The organism is Planococcus donghaensis, from assembly GCF_001687665.2.
Lineage (GTDB): Bacteria > Bacillota > Bacilli > Bacillales_A > Planococcaceae > Planococcus > Planococcus donghaensis.
Map to the genome: position 1 here is coordinate 197,842 of NZ_CP016543.2, position 17,600 is coordinate 215,441.

At 41.2% G+C, this 17,600-nt stretch carries 18 protein-coding genes; 16 read left to right on the forward strand and 2 right to left on the reverse strand.

What is annotated here, in order from left to right; all coding sequences use genetic code 11:
• Positions 1-160: 160 nt before the first annotated feature.
• On the forward strand, positions 161-1,963 hold the full coding sequence (gene glmS / locus BCM40_RS01035; RefSeq protein WP_008431697.1) for a glutamine--fructose-6-phosphate transaminase (isomerizing): 1,803 nt from the start codon (positions 161-163) through the stop codon (positions 1,961-1,963).
• A 327-nt stretch (positions 1,964-2,290) separates the two neighbouring features.
• The gene (locus BCM40_RS01040) at positions 2,291-3,109 is read left to right on the forward strand and encodes an STAS domain-containing protein (protein ID WP_065527545.1); all 819 of its coding nucleotides are present in this window, start codon (positions 2,291-2,293) and stop codon (positions 3,107-3,109) included.
• 49 nt (positions 3,110-3,158) lie between these two features.
• Here the strand turns inward: BCM40_RS01040 and BCM40_RS01045 are convergent, their stop codons facing one another.
• A complete protein-coding gene (locus BCM40_RS01045; RefSeq protein ID WP_065527544.1) occupies positions 3,159-4,976 on the reverse strand; it encodes a putative bifunctional diguanylate cyclase/phosphodiesterase in 1,818 nt (605 codons plus the stop codon).
• Positions 4,977-5,406: 430 nt separating this feature from the next.
• On the opposite strand from BCM40_RS01045, the gene BCM40_RS01050 reads away from it, so the two are divergent.
• From BCM40_RS01050 to BCM40_RS01080, 7 genes are all read left to right on the forward strand, one after another.
• Positions 5,407-6,558: a GAF and HD-GYP domain-containing protein gene (locus BCM40_RS01050; protein WP_065527543.1), complete on the forward strand. Its 1,152-nt coding sequence runs from the start codon at positions 5,407-5,409 to the stop codon at positions 6,556-6,558.
• Positions 6,555-6,899, forward strand: a complete 345-nt coding sequence (locus tag BCM40_RS01055; protein WP_065527542.1) for a DUF3307 domain-containing protein — start codon at positions 6,555-6,557, stop codon at positions 6,897-6,899. Before BCM40_RS01050 ends, BCM40_RS01055 begins: the two co-directional genes overlap by 4 nt.
• 10 nt (positions 6,900-6,909) lie before the next feature.
• Positions 6,910-8,739, forward strand: coding sequence for an adenylate/guanylate cyclase domain-containing protein (locus BCM40_RS01060; protein ID WP_065527541.1), 1,830 nt, complete (start codon positions 6,910-6,912; stop codon positions 8,737-8,739).
• Positions 8,740-8,832: 93 nt separating this feature from the next.
• Complete coding sequence (gene fliW / locus BCM40_RS01065) at positions 8,833-9,288, forward strand: flagellar assembly protein FliW (RefSeq protein ID WP_065527540.1); 456 nt, start codon at positions 8,833-8,835, stop codon at positions 9,286-9,288.
• 3 nt (positions 9,289-9,291) lie between these two features.
• On the forward strand, positions 9,292-9,516 hold the full coding sequence (gene csrA / locus BCM40_RS01070; protein ID WP_008431704.1) for a carbon storage regulator CsrA: 225 nt from the start codon (positions 9,292-9,294) through the stop codon (positions 9,514-9,516).
• Between the two features lie 173 nt (positions 9,517-9,689).
• Positions 9,690-10,514, forward strand: coding sequence for a flagellin N-terminal helical domain-containing protein (locus tag BCM40_RS01075; RefSeq protein WP_065527539.1), 825 nt, complete (start codon positions 9,690-9,692; stop codon positions 10,512-10,514).
• A 429-nt stretch (positions 10,515-10,943) separates the two neighbouring features.
• Entirely contained in the window at positions 10,944-11,120 is a 177-nt protein-coding gene (locus tag BCM40_RS01080) for a YjfB family protein (protein WP_065527538.1), read from the forward strand.
• Positions 11,121-11,402: 282 nt separating this feature from the next.
• On the opposite strand, the gene BCM40_RS16625 is transcribed toward BCM40_RS01080, so the two are convergent.
• Positions 11,403-11,867 carry a hypothetical protein gene (locus tag BCM40_RS16625; protein ID WP_083394448.1) on the reverse strand — a complete coding sequence of 155 codons (465 nt, stop codon included), beginning with the start codon at positions 11,865-11,867 and terminating at the stop codon, positions 11,403-11,405.
• Positions 11,868-12,217: 350 nt separating this feature from the next.
• Here BCM40_RS16625 and BCM40_RS01090 point away from each other — a divergent pair, with 350 nt between their 5' ends.
• The 7 genes from BCM40_RS01090 to motB all read left to right on the forward strand — a co-directional run bounded on the left by BCM40_RS01090 (position 12,218) and on the right by motB (position 17,592).
• On the forward strand, positions 12,218-12,955 hold the full coding sequence (locus BCM40_RS01090) for a glucosaminidase domain-containing protein (protein ID WP_065527537.1): 738 nt from the start codon (positions 12,218-12,220) through the stop codon (positions 12,953-12,955).
• A gap of 126 nt (positions 12,956-13,081) precedes the next feature.
• Positions 13,082-13,426 carry a flagellar protein FlaG gene (flaG, locus tag BCM40_RS01095; protein WP_065527536.1) on the forward strand — a complete coding sequence of 115 codons (345 nt, stop codon included), beginning with the start codon at positions 13,082-13,084 and terminating at the stop codon, positions 13,424-13,426.
• 18 nt (positions 13,427-13,444) lie between these two features.
• Complete coding sequence (fliD, locus tag BCM40_RS01100) at positions 13,445-14,938, forward strand: flagellar filament capping protein FliD (RefSeq protein ID WP_065527535.1); 1,494 nt, start codon at positions 13,445-13,447, stop codon at positions 14,936-14,938.
• On the forward strand, positions 14,938-15,327 hold the full coding sequence (fliT, locus tag BCM40_RS01105; RefSeq protein ID WP_065527534.1) for a flagellar protein FliT: 390 nt from the start codon (positions 14,938-14,940) through the stop codon (positions 15,325-15,327). The genes fliD and fliT overlap by 1 nt, the downstream gene beginning before the upstream one ends.
• Before the next feature lie 18 nt (positions 15,328-15,345).
• A complete protein-coding gene (gene fliS / locus BCM40_RS01110; protein WP_065527533.1) occupies positions 15,346-15,720 on the forward strand; it encodes a flagellar export chaperone FliS in 375 nt (124 codons plus the stop codon).
• Positions 15,721-16,037: 317 nt separating this feature from the next.
• Positions 16,038-16,838, forward strand: a complete 801-nt coding sequence (gene motA, locus BCM40_RS01115) for a flagellar motor stator protein MotA (protein WP_065527532.1) — start codon at positions 16,038-16,040, stop codon at positions 16,836-16,838.
• Positions 16,828-17,592, forward strand: coding sequence for a flagellar motor protein MotB (gene motB, locus BCM40_RS01120; protein ID WP_065527531.1), 765 nt, complete (start codon positions 16,828-16,830; stop codon positions 17,590-17,592). The genes motA and motB overlap by 11 nt, the downstream gene beginning before the upstream one ends.
• The last annotated feature ends 8 nt before the right edge of the window (positions 17,593-17,600 follow it).

Below are 17,600 nucleotides of genomic sequence, written 5' to 3' on the forward strand. Positions count from 1 at the left end.
CTAGTAGACGAGGAGAAGGAGTATCGAATTTTCGGCGGATCCCTTCCGGCCATGAAGCCTGGTCGTGATGTCCATTCTTAAAACAGTCGAGTGATCGATTGGCCAACAAGATGGATAGGCTCATCACTTATATGAACGAGACAAATGGAGGAATTTAATTATGTGTGGAATTGTAGGATATATTGGAGAAAATGATTCAAAGGAAATTTTGTTAAAAGGCTTAGAGCGTTTGGAATACCGCGGTTATGATTCAGCAGGAATCGCTGTCCGCAACGGTAGTGGCGTGAAAGTGTTTAAAGAAAAAGGACGTATCGCAGATTTACGCGGCGTTGTAGAAAATGATGTTATGGGTTCAACTGGGATCGGTCATACGCGTTGGGCGACTCATGGTAAACCAACACGTGCAAATGCTCACCCACATCAAAACACATCTGACCGTTTCACACTTGTGCACAACGGTGTTATTGAAAACTACCACCACATTCAGCGCGATTATTTAGCTGACGTGGAAATGGAGTCAGATACGGATACAGAGATTATCGTTCAGTTGATCGGTAAATTTGTTGGAGAAGGCATGACAACTCAAGAAGCATTTACTAAAACTCTTACTTTGCTAAAAGGTTCATATGCAATTGCGTTACTTGACGCTGAAGAAGAGCAAACGATTTTTGTAGCGAAAAACAAAAGCCCGTTATTAGTAGGACTTGGCGAAGATTTCAACGTTATCGCGTCTGATGCAATGGCAATGTTGCAATTGACTGACCAGTTTGTTGAATTGATGGACCAAGAAATCGTTATTGTCCGCAAAGACAGCGTGGAAATTTTAACATTGGATGGCAAGTCGGTAAGCCGCCTACCATTCACTGCAGAAATCGACATGAGCGATATTGAAAAAGGCACATACCCGCATTATATGTTGAAAGAAATTGACGAGCAGCCAGCAGTTGTCCGCAAAATCGTTCAAGCATACCAAGACGAAAATGATAAATTAACGATCAAACCAGAAATTTTAGAAGCAATGCAAGCGGCTGACCGCATTCACATCATTGCGGCTGGAACAAGCTATCACGCTGGATTGATCGGTAAAGAATATATTGAAAAATTAGCTGGCATTCCAGTTGAAGTGCATGTATCAAGTGAATTTGGTTACAATATGCCATTGTTGTCGGAAAACCCATTGTTCATCTTTATTTCTCAATCAGGGGAAACAGCGGATAGCCGTCAAGTATTGGTGAAAATCAAAGAACTAGGCCATGCGTCATTAACAGTAACAAACGTTGCAGGATCTACGTTATCTCGTGAGTCTGACCATACGTTATTGTTGCATGCAGGTCCAGAAATCGCGGTTGCTTCTACAAAAGCGTACACTGCACAATTGGCAGTCTTGTCTATTTTAGCAGCGGTAACAGCTGAAGCACGCGGCCTTGATATCGGTTTTGATTTGGTTCAAGAACTAGGAATCGTTGCAAATGCTATTCAAGCACAAGTGGATTCGAAAGAAGAAATGGAACAAATTGCGACAGACTTCTTGTCGACAACACGTAACTGCTTCTTTATCGGTCGCGTAATGGATTATTTCGTTGGACTTGAAGGTTCATTGAAATTAAAAGAAATTTCGTATATCCAAGCTGAAGGCTTTGCAGGCGGCGAATTAAAACACGGTACGATTGCGTTGATCGAAGAAGGAACACCGGTTATCGCACTTGCGACACAAGAAGCGGTTAACTTGAACATCCGTGGTAACGTGAAAGAAGTAGCGGCACGCGGTGCAAACCCATGTATCATCTCAATGGAAGGCTTACAAGAAGAAGGCGATAGCCTTGTCTTGCCAAAAGTGAACGAATTGCTATCACCACTCGTATCGGTTATCCCGATGCAGTTGATCAGCTATTACGCAGCGCTTCACCGCGACTGTGACGTTGACAAGCCACGTAACTTAGCAAAATCAGTAACAGTTGAATAATAGCTTTTAGGAAAGACCCTTTTGGATAAATTCCAAAAGGGTCTTTCTGTTTTATAACAATAAATATTAAATTATTTCTTCGTCTTTAAATGGGCTTCTCCGCACTAAGCGGACGCTTTCCGCGGACGAAGTGCTGAGCCTCCTCGTCGCAAGCTCCTGCGGGGTCTCATCACTCCGTTCTTCCGCAGGAGTCGCCGCTTAGTGCTCCGAATCCTTGAGTAACCGTAAAAAAGAGCATCTTTATTGTTTATAGTTTGGTGATTCGTTCTCATCTTCCCTCTTAGCCAATGATATAATAGAGACAACATAAGAAAAGGTGTGAAACAAATGTCTTCTTTTAAAGACTTTTCCAAATACATAAGTGAAAATGCTGGATCGTTATCAGCGGAAGTGGTTGAATCGGTGGTGCAGGAAATGAGCTTGACCATTCCTGAGTGGGAAAAAGAGCGGGCTGCTGGGATGTATGTTCAGTTGCTTGAGTTTTTTGGACAAGCGCTTCTCGAGAGTGGACAAATTGAAGTTCCGGACGCATTGATCGAATGGAGTAAAAAGAATGCGGAGATGCAAATCGCTTCGGGCGGTGCTCTTTCAATGATTGCGATTCGGTACCCGGTAACGCGCAAAGTGTTTTCAGAAATTTTTACACGGCTGAGCGTAGAATTTGATTTAACGGTTGTTGAAAACGCTAAAGCGATTCAAGCCATTCATGCAGTTCTTGATGTAAGTTTAAATGAGACCATTTTTGCGTTTGAGCAGCTATCGGAAAGAAAGCAGGCAGAAACGCGTGTGGAGTTACTGAATCTATCAGCGCCTATTGTGCCGGTATTAGAAGACGTCGTTGTGTTACCGCTTATTGGGGTGATAGACAGTTACCGAATTGCGCATATCATGAATAACGTGATCCCAAAAATCGCTGAGAAAAAAGTTCTTCACGTCATTACGGATTTTTCAGGTGTTTTGACGATTGATGATCACGTGGCGTTGTCGCTTCAGCAAATTGGCAGTACGCTTCAATTGATGGGCATTCATGTGGTCATTGCCGGATTAAGACCCGACCTTGTGCAAGCGATTGTTCACAGTGGCATTGATATGCTCGATACAGAGTCGTACGCGACTGTAAAACAAGCGTTGGAAAGCGTGAAATAACAAAAAAAGCCAGGTTCCTTTTGCTGAGGAACCTGGCTTTTTTGTCGTTTTAATTTATTGGTGATGAGGCCGGTTGGTAAAGACGCTCGATTTCTTCAGGTGGCAACGGTCGGTTAAAGTAATAACCTTGCGCTTGGTCGCAATTTTTTTGTTGCAAAAATTGCAGTTGTTCTAAAGTTTCAACGCCTTCAGCAATAACGTTCAACCGTAAATTTTCGGCCATTTTGATAATGGTATCAACAAGTGCCGCGTCTTTCGGGTCGGTAATAATGTTGCGGATAAAGTATTGGTCGATTTTCAATGTATCGACTGGGAATAGCTTTAAATAGCGAAGCGATGAAAAGCCAGTCCCAAAATCATCTATCGACAAATGAATGCCCATAGCTTTTAAAGTTTGCATAGTTTCTATGGCGCTAGTAGAACTTTGGATAATGCTTTCCGTCAGTTCAAGTTCCAAGTATTTAGGATGTAGGCCGGATTCCGAAAGCGCCGTATGAACCGTTTCCATTAAATTGCACCGTGAAAACTGATGGGACGAAATATTAACCGCGACGCGGAAGTGCGGAAGTCCAGCATCTTGCCATGCTTTGTTTTGCAGGCAAGCTTGGCGTAAAACAAATTCACCGATTTGAATAATGCTCCCCGTATCTTCTGCCACGGGGATAAATTCAGCAGGTGAAATGTTCCCAAGTCTCGGATGTACCCAGCGAACTAAAGCTTCGAGACCCACTAGTTTGTTGGTTTTTAAATCGATTTGCGGTTGGTAATGGATAAAGAATTCGCCTTTTTCCAAACCTTTCCGGATATCAATTGCCAATTTCGATTTTCGAAGTGCTGCTTGGTTGGTGCTTTCTGTGAAAAACTGAAAATTGTTTTTGCCTTGATTTTTTGCTTGAGAAAGGGCGATGTCTGCATTTTTTACTAACGTATCCAAGTCGATTCCGTCAGTCGGGAAAATGCTGATGCCGATAGAAGGAGTGACAAATAAATCTTCTTGTTGAAAGCGAAAAGGTTCTTTAAACAGCTCTAATATTTTTTGTGCATGAGCAGTCGCTTTGAAGCTATCAGTATTCGGCAATAATAGTATAAATTCATCTGCACCAAGACGAGAAATCGTATCTTCCGCATGCGCGATGCTTTGAAAACGCTTGGCTACTTCAATGAGCATTTGATCGCCAGCGTAATGTCCGTATGTGTCGTTGATCAATTTAAAATGGTCCAAATCGATGTATAGCAAGGAAAGGCTTTGTTTGTTGCTGCTCTGTTGCTTGATTTTCAGAGCCAGTTGATCACTAAACATCCGGCGGTTTGGCAAGCCCGTTAACGGATCTCGGTACACAAGGCTATTGATTTTTGCTTCTGTTTCTTTTCGTTCGGTGATGTCCCGAATGATATTGCTGAAAAACAATCCTTCATCTGTTTTCCATGTTCCCACAGACATTTCAATCGGAATTTCCAGCCCATCTTTGCGGCGGCCAACCAATTCGACACGTCTGCCAATCACACTAGGGACACCCGTCTCCGAAAACTGTTGTAAGCCTTTACGGTGACCATCTATTAAAGACTCCGGAATAATAATTTCTAAGTTAACCCCAATAGCTTCTTTTTTACTAAAGCCAAAAATGGTTTCAGCGCCTAAATTCCATTGCAAGATGGTTCCATGCTGATCAGCAACAATCACCGCATCCGAAGTCGATTCGAATACCGATTCAAACTTCAACTCTAATTCAGTGGAATTGCTTTTCTTCTGGAGTTTTTGTTTATTCCGTATATGTACAACAAGTAAACTAATAAATAAGATAAGAGCTAACAAAATAAACGATAGTAAGATAACAAATACAGTATTGGAAAGTAAAAAAGCAGCCATGAAAAAAGAGGAGCCTCCTTTACAAATTAGGTAGTATAACGTGCTCAATCTAGAAGGTTAACCTGATAATAGCTTAGTGTTTACATATCATATCACAAAAATATACACGAATTGATAAAAATTTTATTTCAAATTATTGGTAGTTTCCGTCATTGTTTGCAAGGCGAACTTTGCAAAATGCAGCGCTTACTTTAAGCACTAAACAGAAACTAGTATAGCCTACATTTATTTTAAAAGGGGAATGAAAATTAAAATTTCTTAAGGAACAAGCCAAGGCGAGGTTTAGGACAGATAGACTGGGCATACTTTTAATAATGGATAATATTGCTTAATGTTTCACAACAAGATATGATCGACAAGAAATAGAAAAATACTAAACAAAAACAATAAAATGCTAAATATTCAACCAATAAGCAACCGGAGGAACCGCATGACGCACATAAAAGAATTGGAATTTAAAGTTCAAGAACTCGTTACCTTGTTAGAAGCGTCCAAGCAATTAAATTCAAACTTAGAAATGGGCGAAGTGCTAGAGAGCATTTTGTTGCAAATGGTGCAGATTGTCGGAGCGGAAGCCGGCACGTTATGGGTGCTCGATAAACAACGCCAAAAAATCAAAGTATCAGCGGCGTACGGACCATCAGCGGCTACGATTTTAAACATCGAATTGGATAAAGATGAAGGCATTGTCGGCAAAGTCATTCAGACCGGACAAGCGCAGTTAATCGAAAACGTGGCGGACAATCCAGATTGGACCGCACGCGTCGATCAGTCGAGTGGGTTTGTCACCAAATCAATGATTACCGTTCCACTCGCCGTTAAAGGCAAGGTTCTTGGAGCGATGCAGCTGTTAAACAAGCAGGACATCGCTTTTTTCTCTGAACAAGACATTCGCTTAGCGGACGCGCTGTCGAGTCAGTCTGCGCTCGCGCTTCATAACAGTCAAATGTACGAAGAATTGCAGCAAATGTTACTAAGCATGATTCGAACACTAGCAAAAGTGTTGGACGCGCGTGACCCGTATACGGCGGGACATTCAGAACGTGTCGCTAAATATTCGCTATGGATTGCGCAAAAGCTTGAGCTAAGTGCAGCAGATTGCGAAGAATTGTATAAAGCTGCCTTGCTGCACGATATCGGAAAAATTGGCATAACCGATGCCATTCTTCGAAAACCTGACCGTTTAACGACAGAAGAATATACGATAATCCAACAACACACAGTAATTGGCGCAGATATTTTATCAAATGTCGAACCAAAAGACGCCATGGTTCATGCCGTAGAAACCGCTTTGTCTCACCACGAACGACTTGACGGCACCGGTTATCCGCATGGGTTAGCTGGGGATGAGATTCCGTTGTTCGCACGCATTGTCGGAGTCGCGGATACATTTGATGCCATGACGACGGCTCGCTCTTATAGTAAGGGACTGTCTTATCAGTTAGGCGTAGAAGAGTTGCATCGCTGCAAAGAAACTTTGTTTGACGCTCAAGTAGTTGATGCGTTCGCGGCAATTTTAGAAGAATGCGATTACCAAATCGAGCAATACGAAGCAGGGCAGGAGAGAGGCTACCGACTATGAGTCAGTTTGATGTGTTATTGATTGGGCATTTAATCGGGGACTTTTTGCTGCAAACAAGTTGGATGGCCAAACACAAAGCGACAAAATGGCTGCCGTTATTAACGCATGTATCGATTTATACCGCTGTCATCGCCCTGTTTGGTGAGTTTTCAGGCGGACTATCGTTGCCCGCAATTCTCATTGTTTTTCTAGGCCATATTGTTTTAGACCGAAAAACCTTTGTTATGTTTTGGGTAGAACGCGTTCAAATGGCTAAGGGTCCAGAAAAAGGTTGGTTGTCGATTATGGCAGACCAAATTTTCCACATCATATTACTGGCCATTGCTATCGCAATTTCTTAGGAGTGAAAAAATGAAATTTAAAACGAAAACATACGTGTTAGAAAAAGACATAGCGTTGGACCGAAAAACCGCTTGGCAATTGTTAGCGGATAATAACCGAATGAACTTGTATATCGGGTTGTTCCCTGTAACGTTCAGCCCGACAAAGCAAGACGGAACGGAAATCTTTTACCGCGAAGCTTATGCGAAAGCTTTGGGTCTTGTGCCGATCAAATGGCAAGAGTTTCCGTTCCAGTGGCAGAAATACGATAGCTACACCGTTGAACGCCGTTATTTATCCGGACCACTCAAACAGTACAGCATGCAAGCCGAACTGTTCGATACAGTGGACAACGGTACGCGCATCAAATTAACGGCTCGTTTTTTACCGCTCAATCCGATTGGCTACGCAGGCGTGTTGATCAGCGGAATTCCCGCCGTGAAGAAAATGATGACCTACTTGAACGATTATTTGCAGTCTGGAGCGGAAAAAATATCCGAAGCGCCGCAAAAGCCGAGTAAGGGTAAGATTAACTTACCGGAACTCGAGCGGATGGCAGCGTTACTCGCGAAGTCGCCGGTTGACGACAAGTTTGTCGAGTTGTTGCATCGCTATTTAGCCGAGCGTGACGACCGAGACGTGGCGCAAATCGAGCCTGTCCAATTAGCCCATCATTGGGGAGCTGATTTAGACGAGACCTTACGTGTTTTGCTGTATGCCACAAAAGCAGGTATGTTAAATCTGAGTTGGAATGTCATTTGTCCAAATTGCCGCGTCTCAAAAGTTGAACACAATTCACTGTCGCAACTAGAAGAGCAGTTTCACTGTGATTTATGCGGCGTGAATTACGACGCGGATTTTGATCAGTTTGTGGAATTGAACTTCTCCGTTCATGAAGCGGTCCGAACAGCTTACGCAGAAGTGTATTGCATCGGTGGGCCAACGATCACGCCACATGTCCAAGCCCAACAAATTATCGAGTCGGGCGAGTCTAAGAGCTTTATGATTCCTCAAAGCGAAAAAGCATTGCGCTTTCGTGTGATTCAAGCAAATGACCGGGTAGTGGTAGACACTGGCGCGGAATCAAACGAACTTGTTTACTCTGATCTGGGTTGGTCGCATGATTCGGTGGCGGGATCGAGTGATGTTTCGGTCACAAACTCCAGTAGCGCAGACATCGTCGTGGCGTTAGAAAACGCAGACTGGACGACACAAACCGTAACCGCCGCAAAAGTGACAGCGATGCAAGAGTTTCGCGATTTGTTTTCTTCAGAAGTATTGTCTCCTGGACAGAAAATCGATATTGGCCACGTGACGATTTTGTTTACTGATTTAAAAGGCTCGACAATGTTGTACGAAACAGTCGGCGATTCGAGTGCTTACGGACAAGTACGCAACCATTTTGAATTTTTAACTGGACACATTGCCGGAAATTCTGGCAGTATTGTCAAAACGATTGGTGACGCGGTCATGGCCGTTTTCCACAAACCCGAAGATGCACTGCGAGCAGCACTCGCCATTCAAGAAAACTTAGCCGTGTTTAATCAAAGCGCTAAAGAAGAAGTTGTCTTGCGAATCGGATTATATAGCGGAGCGGCGATTGCGGTAAATTCTAATGATCGACTTGATTATTTTGGACGCACCGTGAACATTGCTGCGCGCATTCAAGGGCAAGGTGAAGGCGGCGACATTGTCATTAGTCGGGATGTGTTGGCGCAACCGATGTCGGCGAGCTTGCTTGCAAGTGACGATTTAAAGTTGGAAGAATTTTCAGCTATGTTAAAAGGAATTGATGGGGAAGTAGATTTGGTCAGAGTACGGCTAAGAGAAGGTTTGGTTGCTGAAGAGCAAGTTGGATAATTAAGAAACTCAAATAAAAATTGATTGTTAATAAATGTCTTGTAAGATATCTTTATCTTACAAGGCATTTAGTTGTTACGGAGGGAGTCGGACATGAAAATTCAAACAGAACAATTCGGAGAAATCGAACTAGCAGAAGATCGTGTCATTACATTTGATAAAGGAATTCCAGGATTTGAAGAGGTTAAAGACTATGTATTAATCCAAGCAGACGCAGAAGGCGAATCGCCATTCTTTTTCTTGCAGTCGGTAGAACACGTGGAAGTGAGCTTTTTCTTAGTCGATCCATTTACGTTTTTCAAAGACTATGACATTAAACTAGAAGAGCAAATGGTGGAGCGACTGCAGTTAGAAGAGCCGACTGACGCCATTGTCTTAACAACGGTAACAGTCAAAGGTGACATTAGCAGCGCAACAACAAACTTAAAAGCACCACTTGTGATAAACAATAAAAAACAACAAGGCATGCAAATCGTGTTGAACAATAAAGACTATCAAATCAAGCAGGCGTTATTTCAAGCAGACAACACCGCTGCAAGGCAGGTGTAAACGATGCTAGTACTCGGACGCAAAAAAGGCGAAACCATCGTCATCAACGACGACATTGAAATCACGGTAACTTCGATCGAAGGCGACATGGTGCGTCTTGGCATTAACGCACCAAAGCAAATTACCATTCACCGAAAAGAAGTGTATTTAGAAATTCAAGAAGAAAACAAACAAGCCACGTCAAATGTTATTAACTTGAGTGATTTTTTGAGTATGCGAAAAAAATAGAACGAAAGCCTGCAGAATGTGCAGGCTTTTTTGGTGAATAAAAATAAATAAGAAATTTTTTCAAAAAACACTAAACATTTAGTAAAGCCCTCCGATAATAACTTATGTAAGGCAGTGCAAAAGGATTTGGACGCTTACAAAAAACAAAAAACATTACACGGAGGTAATACACAATGATTATTAATCACAATATCGCAGCACTAAACACACACAGACAAATGGGCAATGCACAAAGTGCACAAATGGGTAATATGGAAAAGTTATCTTCAGGACTTCGTATCAATAGAGCGGCAGACGATGCAGCTGGACTTACAATTTCTGAGAAAATGCGCGGGCAAATTCGTGGATTAGAACAAGGCTCTCGTAATGCTCAAGATGGTATTTCAATGATTCAAACTGCAGAAGGTGCTTTAAGTGAAACTCATGATATTCTTCAGCGTATGAGAGAGTTAGCTGTACAATCAGCATCAGATACTAATACAGCTGATGATAGAGCGCAAATTCAAAAAGAAAATGCTGCTTTAATTACAGAGATTGATCGAATTGCAACGACAACCGCTTTTAACACTCAAAAATTATTGAATGCAACTGGCGGTACTGCTGGGGTATTCTCAATTCAAACCGGAGCTGAAGCAACACAAAAGATGGATTTGACTTTTGCTGATATGCAAGCAACTGCATTAGGAGTTAATGCTGTTGATTTAAGTACAAGTGCAGCAGCATCTTCAACTGCTATCACAACAATTGATGCAGCGATCAAACTGGTTTCAGACGAACGCTCAACTATGGGTGCAAATCAAAACCGTCTAGAACACACAATCAACAACTTGAATACATCTTCTGAAAACCTAACAGCTGCGGAATCAAGAATCCGTGACGTTGACATGGCGAAAGAAATGATGGAACAAACGAAAAATTCGATTCTTGCACAAGCATCACAAGCAATGCTGGCTCAATCCAATCAAATGACTCAATCAGTATTACAACTGTTGAGATAATTGGTTTTAGGGCGTCTGACCGGGTAACGGGTTAGAGTACAACTGGGTGAATTGCTGGAACTTCCTAAAGCCCCATCAACCACAACGTAACTGGAAACGGTCGGCGTGACGGTTTGAAAATGATGAGGATGCACCAATGGATAATCAGCAGCCAAGCTCCTGTGAGGAAACTCTGGGGAAGGTTCAACGACTAGGATAAACCGTCTAAGGCAGAAGCTATGGCGATGAAATCCGTAGGGTGGCAAGCGCCATTCGAAGTGCCCAGCCCCTCAAATGTGAGGGTGAAGATATAGTCTATTCTATGATCGAAAGACATAGTGGCAAAGCAAGCCAACCAAGCACCACAGCAAGTACTACAATTGCTACGTTAATTTTAAGAAATCAAAGGAGCCTGAATTTAGGCTCCTTTTTCTATAAGGAGGCGAGTCCATGGATATCGCTGCGTTATCAATGGCCATGAGTCAGGCGAGCATGAGAACTGAAGCGAATGTTTCGGTGATGAAAAAGACGATTGATCAAGCGGAAACGAATGGTCAAGAGGTTGTAAAGATGCTTGAGCAGTCTGTTCAACCTCATATGGGAAGTTCAATTGATTTTAGAGCTTAATAAGGAAAAGGATCTCATGTTTTTGAGATCCTTTTTTCAATCTAAATATGGAAATGTAGCATTAGTTTTTCGTAACTCTCTCCATTTATAAACAACAGACCAGTAAGTGCGGTTTAAGTGAGAAGCTATTTCTTTATCTGTTTTTCCTTCCTTTTTCATTTTGAATATCATCTCGCATTCTTCGTTAGTATAATTTTTATGTCGATCTGAAGAGCTCACAATTACTTCGTATTCTGGATGAGATTCTTGGTAACGAGCTATTTCTTTTTGAAAACGAAAATTCTAATCTGTTTTGTGGTACATAGAGGGACAGTCTTTTGAGGCATCACCAACTATTTTCAAGAATTTCATGGTTTCACTCACTTTTATCGTTTTTAATATATAACCAAAGCCATCAGGTCTCTTACTAGTATTAAATTCGACCGCTAAATGAGTAGTGATATGCAATTTCAATTTGTCTAAATCTTCAAAGGAAAAAGATTGTAAGTACAAGTAAATATGAGGTGTTAAATAAATAGTTTTCTTTCTTTCATTTTTACTAACAGAAATGGACAGTGAGCCGTCATCTAAATACAAAGTCGTGAGAAATAAAGGGGATTTACATAGCTCAAGCATTGTTAATGAGATAATTTTATCTCCACTGGAATTGTAAAAGTGATCAAACATTTGTGTTAACAAGGGAAGCGATGGAGAAAGAAGCAAAGAATTTGATTGGTTAAAGTAAAAAGTAGAAGGCAGTAAATTCAATTTCCAAATTCGGTAGTCTAATTGTTGAATACTAAAATGTTCTCAGTAACTATTGTTTTTTCGGCGAGAACCTGGATATCTTTTGGTAATTTCTCCATCTCCTAAAATACTTGCAATTAAGACATTTTGTTCAGTAGAAGTTAGAGAGAACAAATTCATAAACTCAGCTCCTTATTAAGAACATACGTTCTTAATAATATACTGTAAAATAGCTATTAATATCTATTTTGAGTCTGAGTTTTCTGATTTTTATTTAAAATCTTTTTTACTACCACAATTATCCTATTCTTTTTTCACGCATTATCTTGTAAACTAAACAAGATTACTCTAACAAAGGGTGTGAGAACCGATTGACCAGTCCAATTTCTTCTAATTTCCTTTTATATAATACAATCGCCACGATGGCAAAAACGATGCCTGTTATGGGTCAAACTGGTAGTGATAGTAGTTCTATCAGCAGTTCAACAAGTCCGAGTACGTTTTTTGCGATGCTGATGAACGCCATGATGGAAAGCATCGAAGAAAACAATTCCACGGCTTCTCAAACAGGAGCTCAAGTTTCATTGCCAACTTTAACAACGCCATTAACCGCTCCACTAACAAACTCGTATAATCCAGCAATTTCAATACCGCCGCTTAATACAAAAGAAGTTCCAACAGCTGCGACGGATACGAGCGACTTAAAATTCAAGCCTACACAATTTATCAAGTTGGACAACACCTTAAAAGGTAAATTGAGTGGAACGGCAGCTCATTTTATCAATGCTGGTAAAAAATACGATTTGGATCCGAATTTATTGTCCGCCATTGCGATTCATGAAACTGGTAATGGTTCATCGAGTGCCGCGAAGGATAAAAATAATGTCGCTGGCATGATGGGCAAAAACGGTTTGCGTAGCTACGCATCTGTAGAAGACAGCATTTTTGATATGGCGCGTAATTTACGTCAAAATTATTTAAATCAAGGCAAAGACACCATTGCAAAAATCGGAGCGAAATACGCACCAGTCGGAGCAGCTAACGATCCAACCGGGCTAAACAACCACTGGACGAAAGGTGTTAGCAACCAATATTCCAAACTGACATAAAATAAGGCAGGTTTTCACAAACCTGTCTTATTTTTTTTTGCTTTTTTGCTAAAAAAATCGGTTTTTCTGCCGATAACTACTATATAGAACCCTTTAGTTTACCTAAAGGCCGAGGAGTGTAACCACATGGAAGTAACAAAACTACCTTCAATAGAATTTCCAAGAGTCAGCGAACCAAATCCAATAGGTCCTAAAAAGCCTATCGCTGCAGAAGAAAAACAAAATAAAGAAGTTGATAACCCAATTACTAAAGAAGCACTCAACGATAAAGTAGACAGCATGAACAAATTTTTAGAGTCAGCTACGACGAATGTGAAATTTCAGTTCCATGAAGAGTTGAATGTTTATTATGTTCAGGTAGTTAATTCTTTAACAGAGGAAATTCTGCGAGAAATTCCAAACAAGAAATTTTTAGATATGTACGCCTCAATGGCTGATTTGGCAGGCTTAATGGTGGATGAGAAATTATAAGATCGGAGTGAATAATATATGCGTATTGGCGGATTAGCATCAGGTATGGATACTGAATCAATCGTTAAAGATATGATGACTGTCCAAAAAATGCCATTAGATAAATTGATGCAACAAAAAACATTCACAGAATGGCAACAAGAAGCAATGCGTGATCAAAATCTTGCTTTCTCTAATTTGCGTACAAGCGCTAGTAGTATGCGTTTGCAATCGACATTCAATGCATTCAGTGCTGAGACCACAGGCTCTGGGAGTGCAAAAGTTACAACTACACCACAAGCGATGAATGGAAGTTATCAAGTAAGTGTCAATTCGCTTGCTACTTCAGCAAAAATGACATCTGAAGTTGGAATTAAAAATATGGATGGACTTTCTGCAAAATCAACTGATGCAATCGGCATCGCTGGAACAATCACTATACAAGGAACTTCAAATGTCGCTGTCGAGATAACTGCAGATATGACATATGCGGATGTTGCAAAAAAAATGCAGGATGCAACTGCAGGAAGCGAACCAGCTTTACGTGTAAATTTTGATAACACGACTTCCCGCTTTTTTATGGCTTCGAAAGAACTTGGCTCAGAACAAAATTTTACACTCGCTTTTACGGATGACAAAGGAAAGAAAAGCGATGACCTAGGTCTGCAAATTACCGGGAAAGCTCAAGATGAATTCACGTCAACAGTAGCTACTAACGGTTCGGTAACAATAGATGGCATTAGAGTTGATGGACTTAAAAGCAACCAGACAGTCATTAATGGCTTATCCATTCAACTGCAGTCAGTTGATCCAGCTGGTAGTTCAACGACTGTCCGTGTTCAATCAGATCCCACAAAGCCTGTTCAAGTAATAAAAGATTTTGTCGATTCTTATAATAAAGCAATCGATGACTTGCAAAAGAAAATCATTGAAAAGCGCTATCCAGATTTCCAACCATTATCTGATGAACAGAAAAAAGAACTAACAGAAACTGAAATTGAGTTATGGGAAGAAAAAGCGCGGAGTGGATTATTACGAAATGACCCAATAATGAAGTCGGCCTTGCAAGATTTACGAAGAGCCTTTATGGATACCGTAACAGGAGTTGCAGATGGAAATATCAATCATTTATCGCAAATTGGTATCAATACTGGTTCCTATACAGAAGGCGGTAAGTTATTCATCGATGAGGAAAAATTAAAAGATGCGTTAACGAAAAAACCGGATGAAGTAATGGCACTCTTTACGACAAGAGACGCAGCAGGCGATGGAGTAGGAGCACGTGTCTACGATACATTGAATGCGGTTATCAAAAATCTGAGTGCTAAAGCGGGAAGCCCTTCAAGTTCAATAGATAATAGCACGCTTTCTCAAAAACTGAAACGAATGGATACGGAAATTAGTCGCTGGCAAGACCGACTAGCAAGTATTGAAGATCGCTACTGGAAGCAATTTACCGCGATGGAAAAAGCATTGAGCAAGATGAACTCACAAAGCACATGGATGCAACAAAGCTTATTCGGTGGTTCGTGATGAGTGATTCAAAGCCAATCATGTATGCTTTTCTCAAACAGGCTCGTGAGATTTATGAAAAAGCGCAACAGGTCAATTCCCGAATGGAAGACAACGAAGAAGGAATCGTCGAATCGCTTGAAAGCTTGTTTACCCAACGCGAAAATACCATTCGACAATTGGAAACTTTCATGAAACAACGAAATTTCCGTTGGTCAGAAGAAGAACATTCGATTATTGAACAACTAAAAGAAGTTGACCAAAAGCTTCAACCGTTGATCAACGGGTTGCATCAATCCTTTTTTACGCAAATTACACGTATTACTCAAACAAAAGAAATCTCCAAAAAATACGGCGGGGCCTATCAAACCGTAGCAACAGCAGGTTCATTTATCGACAAGCGCAATTAATATCAAGGGGGAAAAAGAATGGTCACCATCAATCCGTACCAGACTTACCAGCAAAACTCAGTCATGACAGCATCACCTCAAGAACTAACATTAATGCTTTATAACGGCTGTCTAAAATTCATGAAACTAGCAAAACGTGCTATGGCTGATAAAAAAATCGAAGAAAAAAATACCAATATCATTAAAGCTCAAAACATTATTCAAGAACTGCGCAGCACATTAAAAGCAGACATCGAAATGTCAGCTGGCCTTGAGCAAATGTACGAATACATGTATAGCCGCCTAGTAGAAGCCAACATGAAGAATGACGTAACAGCACTAGAAGAAGTAGAAGAGCTGATGACAGATATTCGTAATACATGGAAACAAGCTATGGCTTTGATGAAGAAATAAATAAAAAATATTATTTGAATATACCTTCACTATTTAGAAGAAAGAGCGTAAGGCGGCGACTCCTGGGGGAATAGTACGAGCTGAAGACCCTGGACTGAGCATAGCGAGGGAAGCGGCTGAAGCCGTACCCCCGGAAAGCGTCCGCCTGAAGCGAATTCTTCAAGAACCTCTAAACTTAAGTAAAAGAATGAGGTTGCTATTTTGAAAATTAGATATTTCGTAAAACAACGGAGACTCTCGCAGGAAAGTGGAGTTGTTTTACGGAATATCATGCATACAATAATGAAACTACACAAGTAATGAAATGAGGTATAAACGTGGACAAGACATCTTGGATAGGAGTCATCATGGGATTTGTCGTGTTGATCGGCGGGATGATCCTAAAAGGATCAAATCCGATTGCACTTTACAATCCAGCGGCGCTAGTCATTATCTTTGCGGGTACCATCGCCTGTCTTCTTGTTGCCTTTCCTATGGATGAAATTAAAAAAATCCCGAGCTTGTTCAAAGTGATTTTCAGCGAACAGAAGAAAATTCCCGTTAAGGAAATGATTCCGATGTTCACGGGATGGGCAATGCTGGCACGAAAAGAAGGCTTATTGGCATTAGAAGAAAAATCAGAAGAAGTAGAAGATCCGTTTTTGCAACGCGGCTTGAAAATGGTGGTAGATGGTCAGTCACAAGAACATATTCGTGATTTGATGGAAGAAGAAATCGCCGCTATGGAAGAACGTCATGAACTGGGAGCGAAGATTTTTGCACAAGCCGGTACATACGCTCCGACACTAGGTGTACTGGGTGCCGTTATCGGACTCGTTGCGGCACTTGGTCACTTAGACGATGTAGCACTTCTTGGTAAATCCATCTCCGCTGCTTTTATCGCAACACTATTCGGGATTTTCTCAGGTTATGTATTATGGCATCCATTTGCCAATAAACTAAAACGGAAATCAGAAGCCGAAGTAAAAACGAAAATGATTATGCTAGAAGGCTTGCTTGCCGTTCAAGAAGGCTTGCCAGTTCGAACCGTAGAAGAAAAACTATTAACGTACTTACCAGCGAAAGACCGTAACCTTGAATCTGACGAAGAAGAGAGCGGTGTTCAAGTTGAAGCGTAAAAAAAAGCATGAAGAACATGTAGATGAAGCATGGCTATTGCCTTATGCAGACGTGCTAACCTTGTTGCTTGCATTGTTTATCGTTTTGTTTGCCTCGAGCCAAGTAGATGCTCAAAAATTTAATGCGATCGCGGAATCATTTAATAGCGAGTTGCAAGGCGGATCTGGCGTATTAGATGAACAAGCACCCGTTGAAAGTTTTGAGACATCGCCAACTGCAGAGTTGAGTGAAGATCCGGTTACTGGCGAAAGTCCAGAAGAAGTATTTGAAGCAAAAGATCAGCAAGAATTGCTGGATTTTCAAACAAAAATTGATGCGTATATTGACGACAAAGGGTTAGCCCCTCGCTTGCAAACCGATATGACGCGAAAAGGCTTGAAAATTATTATTAAAGAAGGGGTGCTGTTCGAATCGGGAAGCGCCACTATTCTAAAGGGATCTGAGAAAATTACAGACGAGATATCGAATTTATTGATCACGGATCCTCCGCGAATGATTTTTATCGAAGGCCATACGGACAATGTCCCAGCTGGCACAGCGGAATATCCAACCAACTGGGAGTTGAGTTCAGCGCGTGCGATTAACTTTATGAGAAACCTTCTTGAAAACGATAAACTGAGTCCGCAGAAGTTCAGTGCGACGGGCTATAGTCAATATCAGCCAATCGCGTCAAATGATACTCCTGAAGGACGTGCGGAAAATCGCCGCGTCGAAGTATTGATCTCACCTTTTGAAATAGAAACCGAAGAATAAGAGGTGCA

What these genes read in the sequence shown, in the direction of transcription:
- glmS (WP_008431697.1), top strand. Translation starts at nt 161, where the DNA reads ATGTGTGGAATTGTAGGATATATTGGAGAAAATGATTCAAAGGAAATT.
- BCM40_RS01040 (WP_065527545.1), top strand. Translation starts at nt 2,291, where the DNA reads ATGTCTTCTTTTAAAGACTTTTCCAAATACATAAGTGAAAATGCTGGA.
- BCM40_RS01045 (WP_065527544.1), bottom strand. Translation starts at nt 4,976, where the DNA reads ATGGCTGCTTTTTTACTTTCCAATACTGTATTTGTTATCTTACTATCG.
- BCM40_RS01050 (WP_065527543.1), top strand. Translation starts at nt 5,407, where the DNA reads ATGACGCACATAAAAGAATTGGAATTTAAAGTTCAAGAACTCGTTACC.
- BCM40_RS01055 (WP_065527542.1), top strand. Translation starts at nt 6,555, where the DNA reads ATGAGTCAGTTTGATGTGTTATTGATTGGGCATTTAATCGGGGACTTT.
- BCM40_RS01060 (WP_065527541.1), top strand. Translation starts at nt 6,910, where the DNA reads ATGAAATTTAAAACGAAAACATACGTGTTAGAAAAAGACATAGCGTTG.
- fliW (WP_065527540.1), top strand. Translation starts at nt 8,833, where the DNA reads ATGAAAATTCAAACAGAACAATTCGGAGAAATCGAACTAGCAGAAGAT.
- csrA (WP_008431704.1), top strand. Translation starts at nt 9,292, where the DNA reads ATGCTAGTACTCGGACGCAAAAAAGGCGAAACCATCGTCATCAACGAC.
- BCM40_RS01075 (WP_065527539.1), top strand. Translation starts at nt 9,690, where the DNA reads ATGATTATTAATCACAATATCGCAGCACTAAACACACACAGACAAATG.
- BCM40_RS01080 (WP_065527538.1), top strand. Translation starts at nt 10,944, where the DNA reads ATGGATATCGCTGCGTTATCAATGGCCATGAGTCAGGCGAGCATGAGA.
- flaG (WP_065527536.1), top strand. Translation starts at nt 13,082, where the DNA reads ATGGAAGTAACAAAACTACCTTCAATAGAATTTCCAAGAGTCAGCGAA.
- fliD (WP_065527535.1), top strand. Translation starts at nt 13,445, where the DNA reads ATGCGTATTGGCGGATTAGCATCAGGTATGGATACTGAATCAATCGTT.
- fliT (WP_065527534.1), top strand. Translation starts at nt 14,938, where the DNA reads ATGAGTGATTCAAAGCCAATCATGTATGCTTTTCTCAAACAGGCTCGT.
- fliS (WP_065527533.1), top strand. Translation starts at nt 15,346, where the DNA reads ATGGTCACCATCAATCCGTACCAGACTTACCAGCAAAACTCAGTCATG.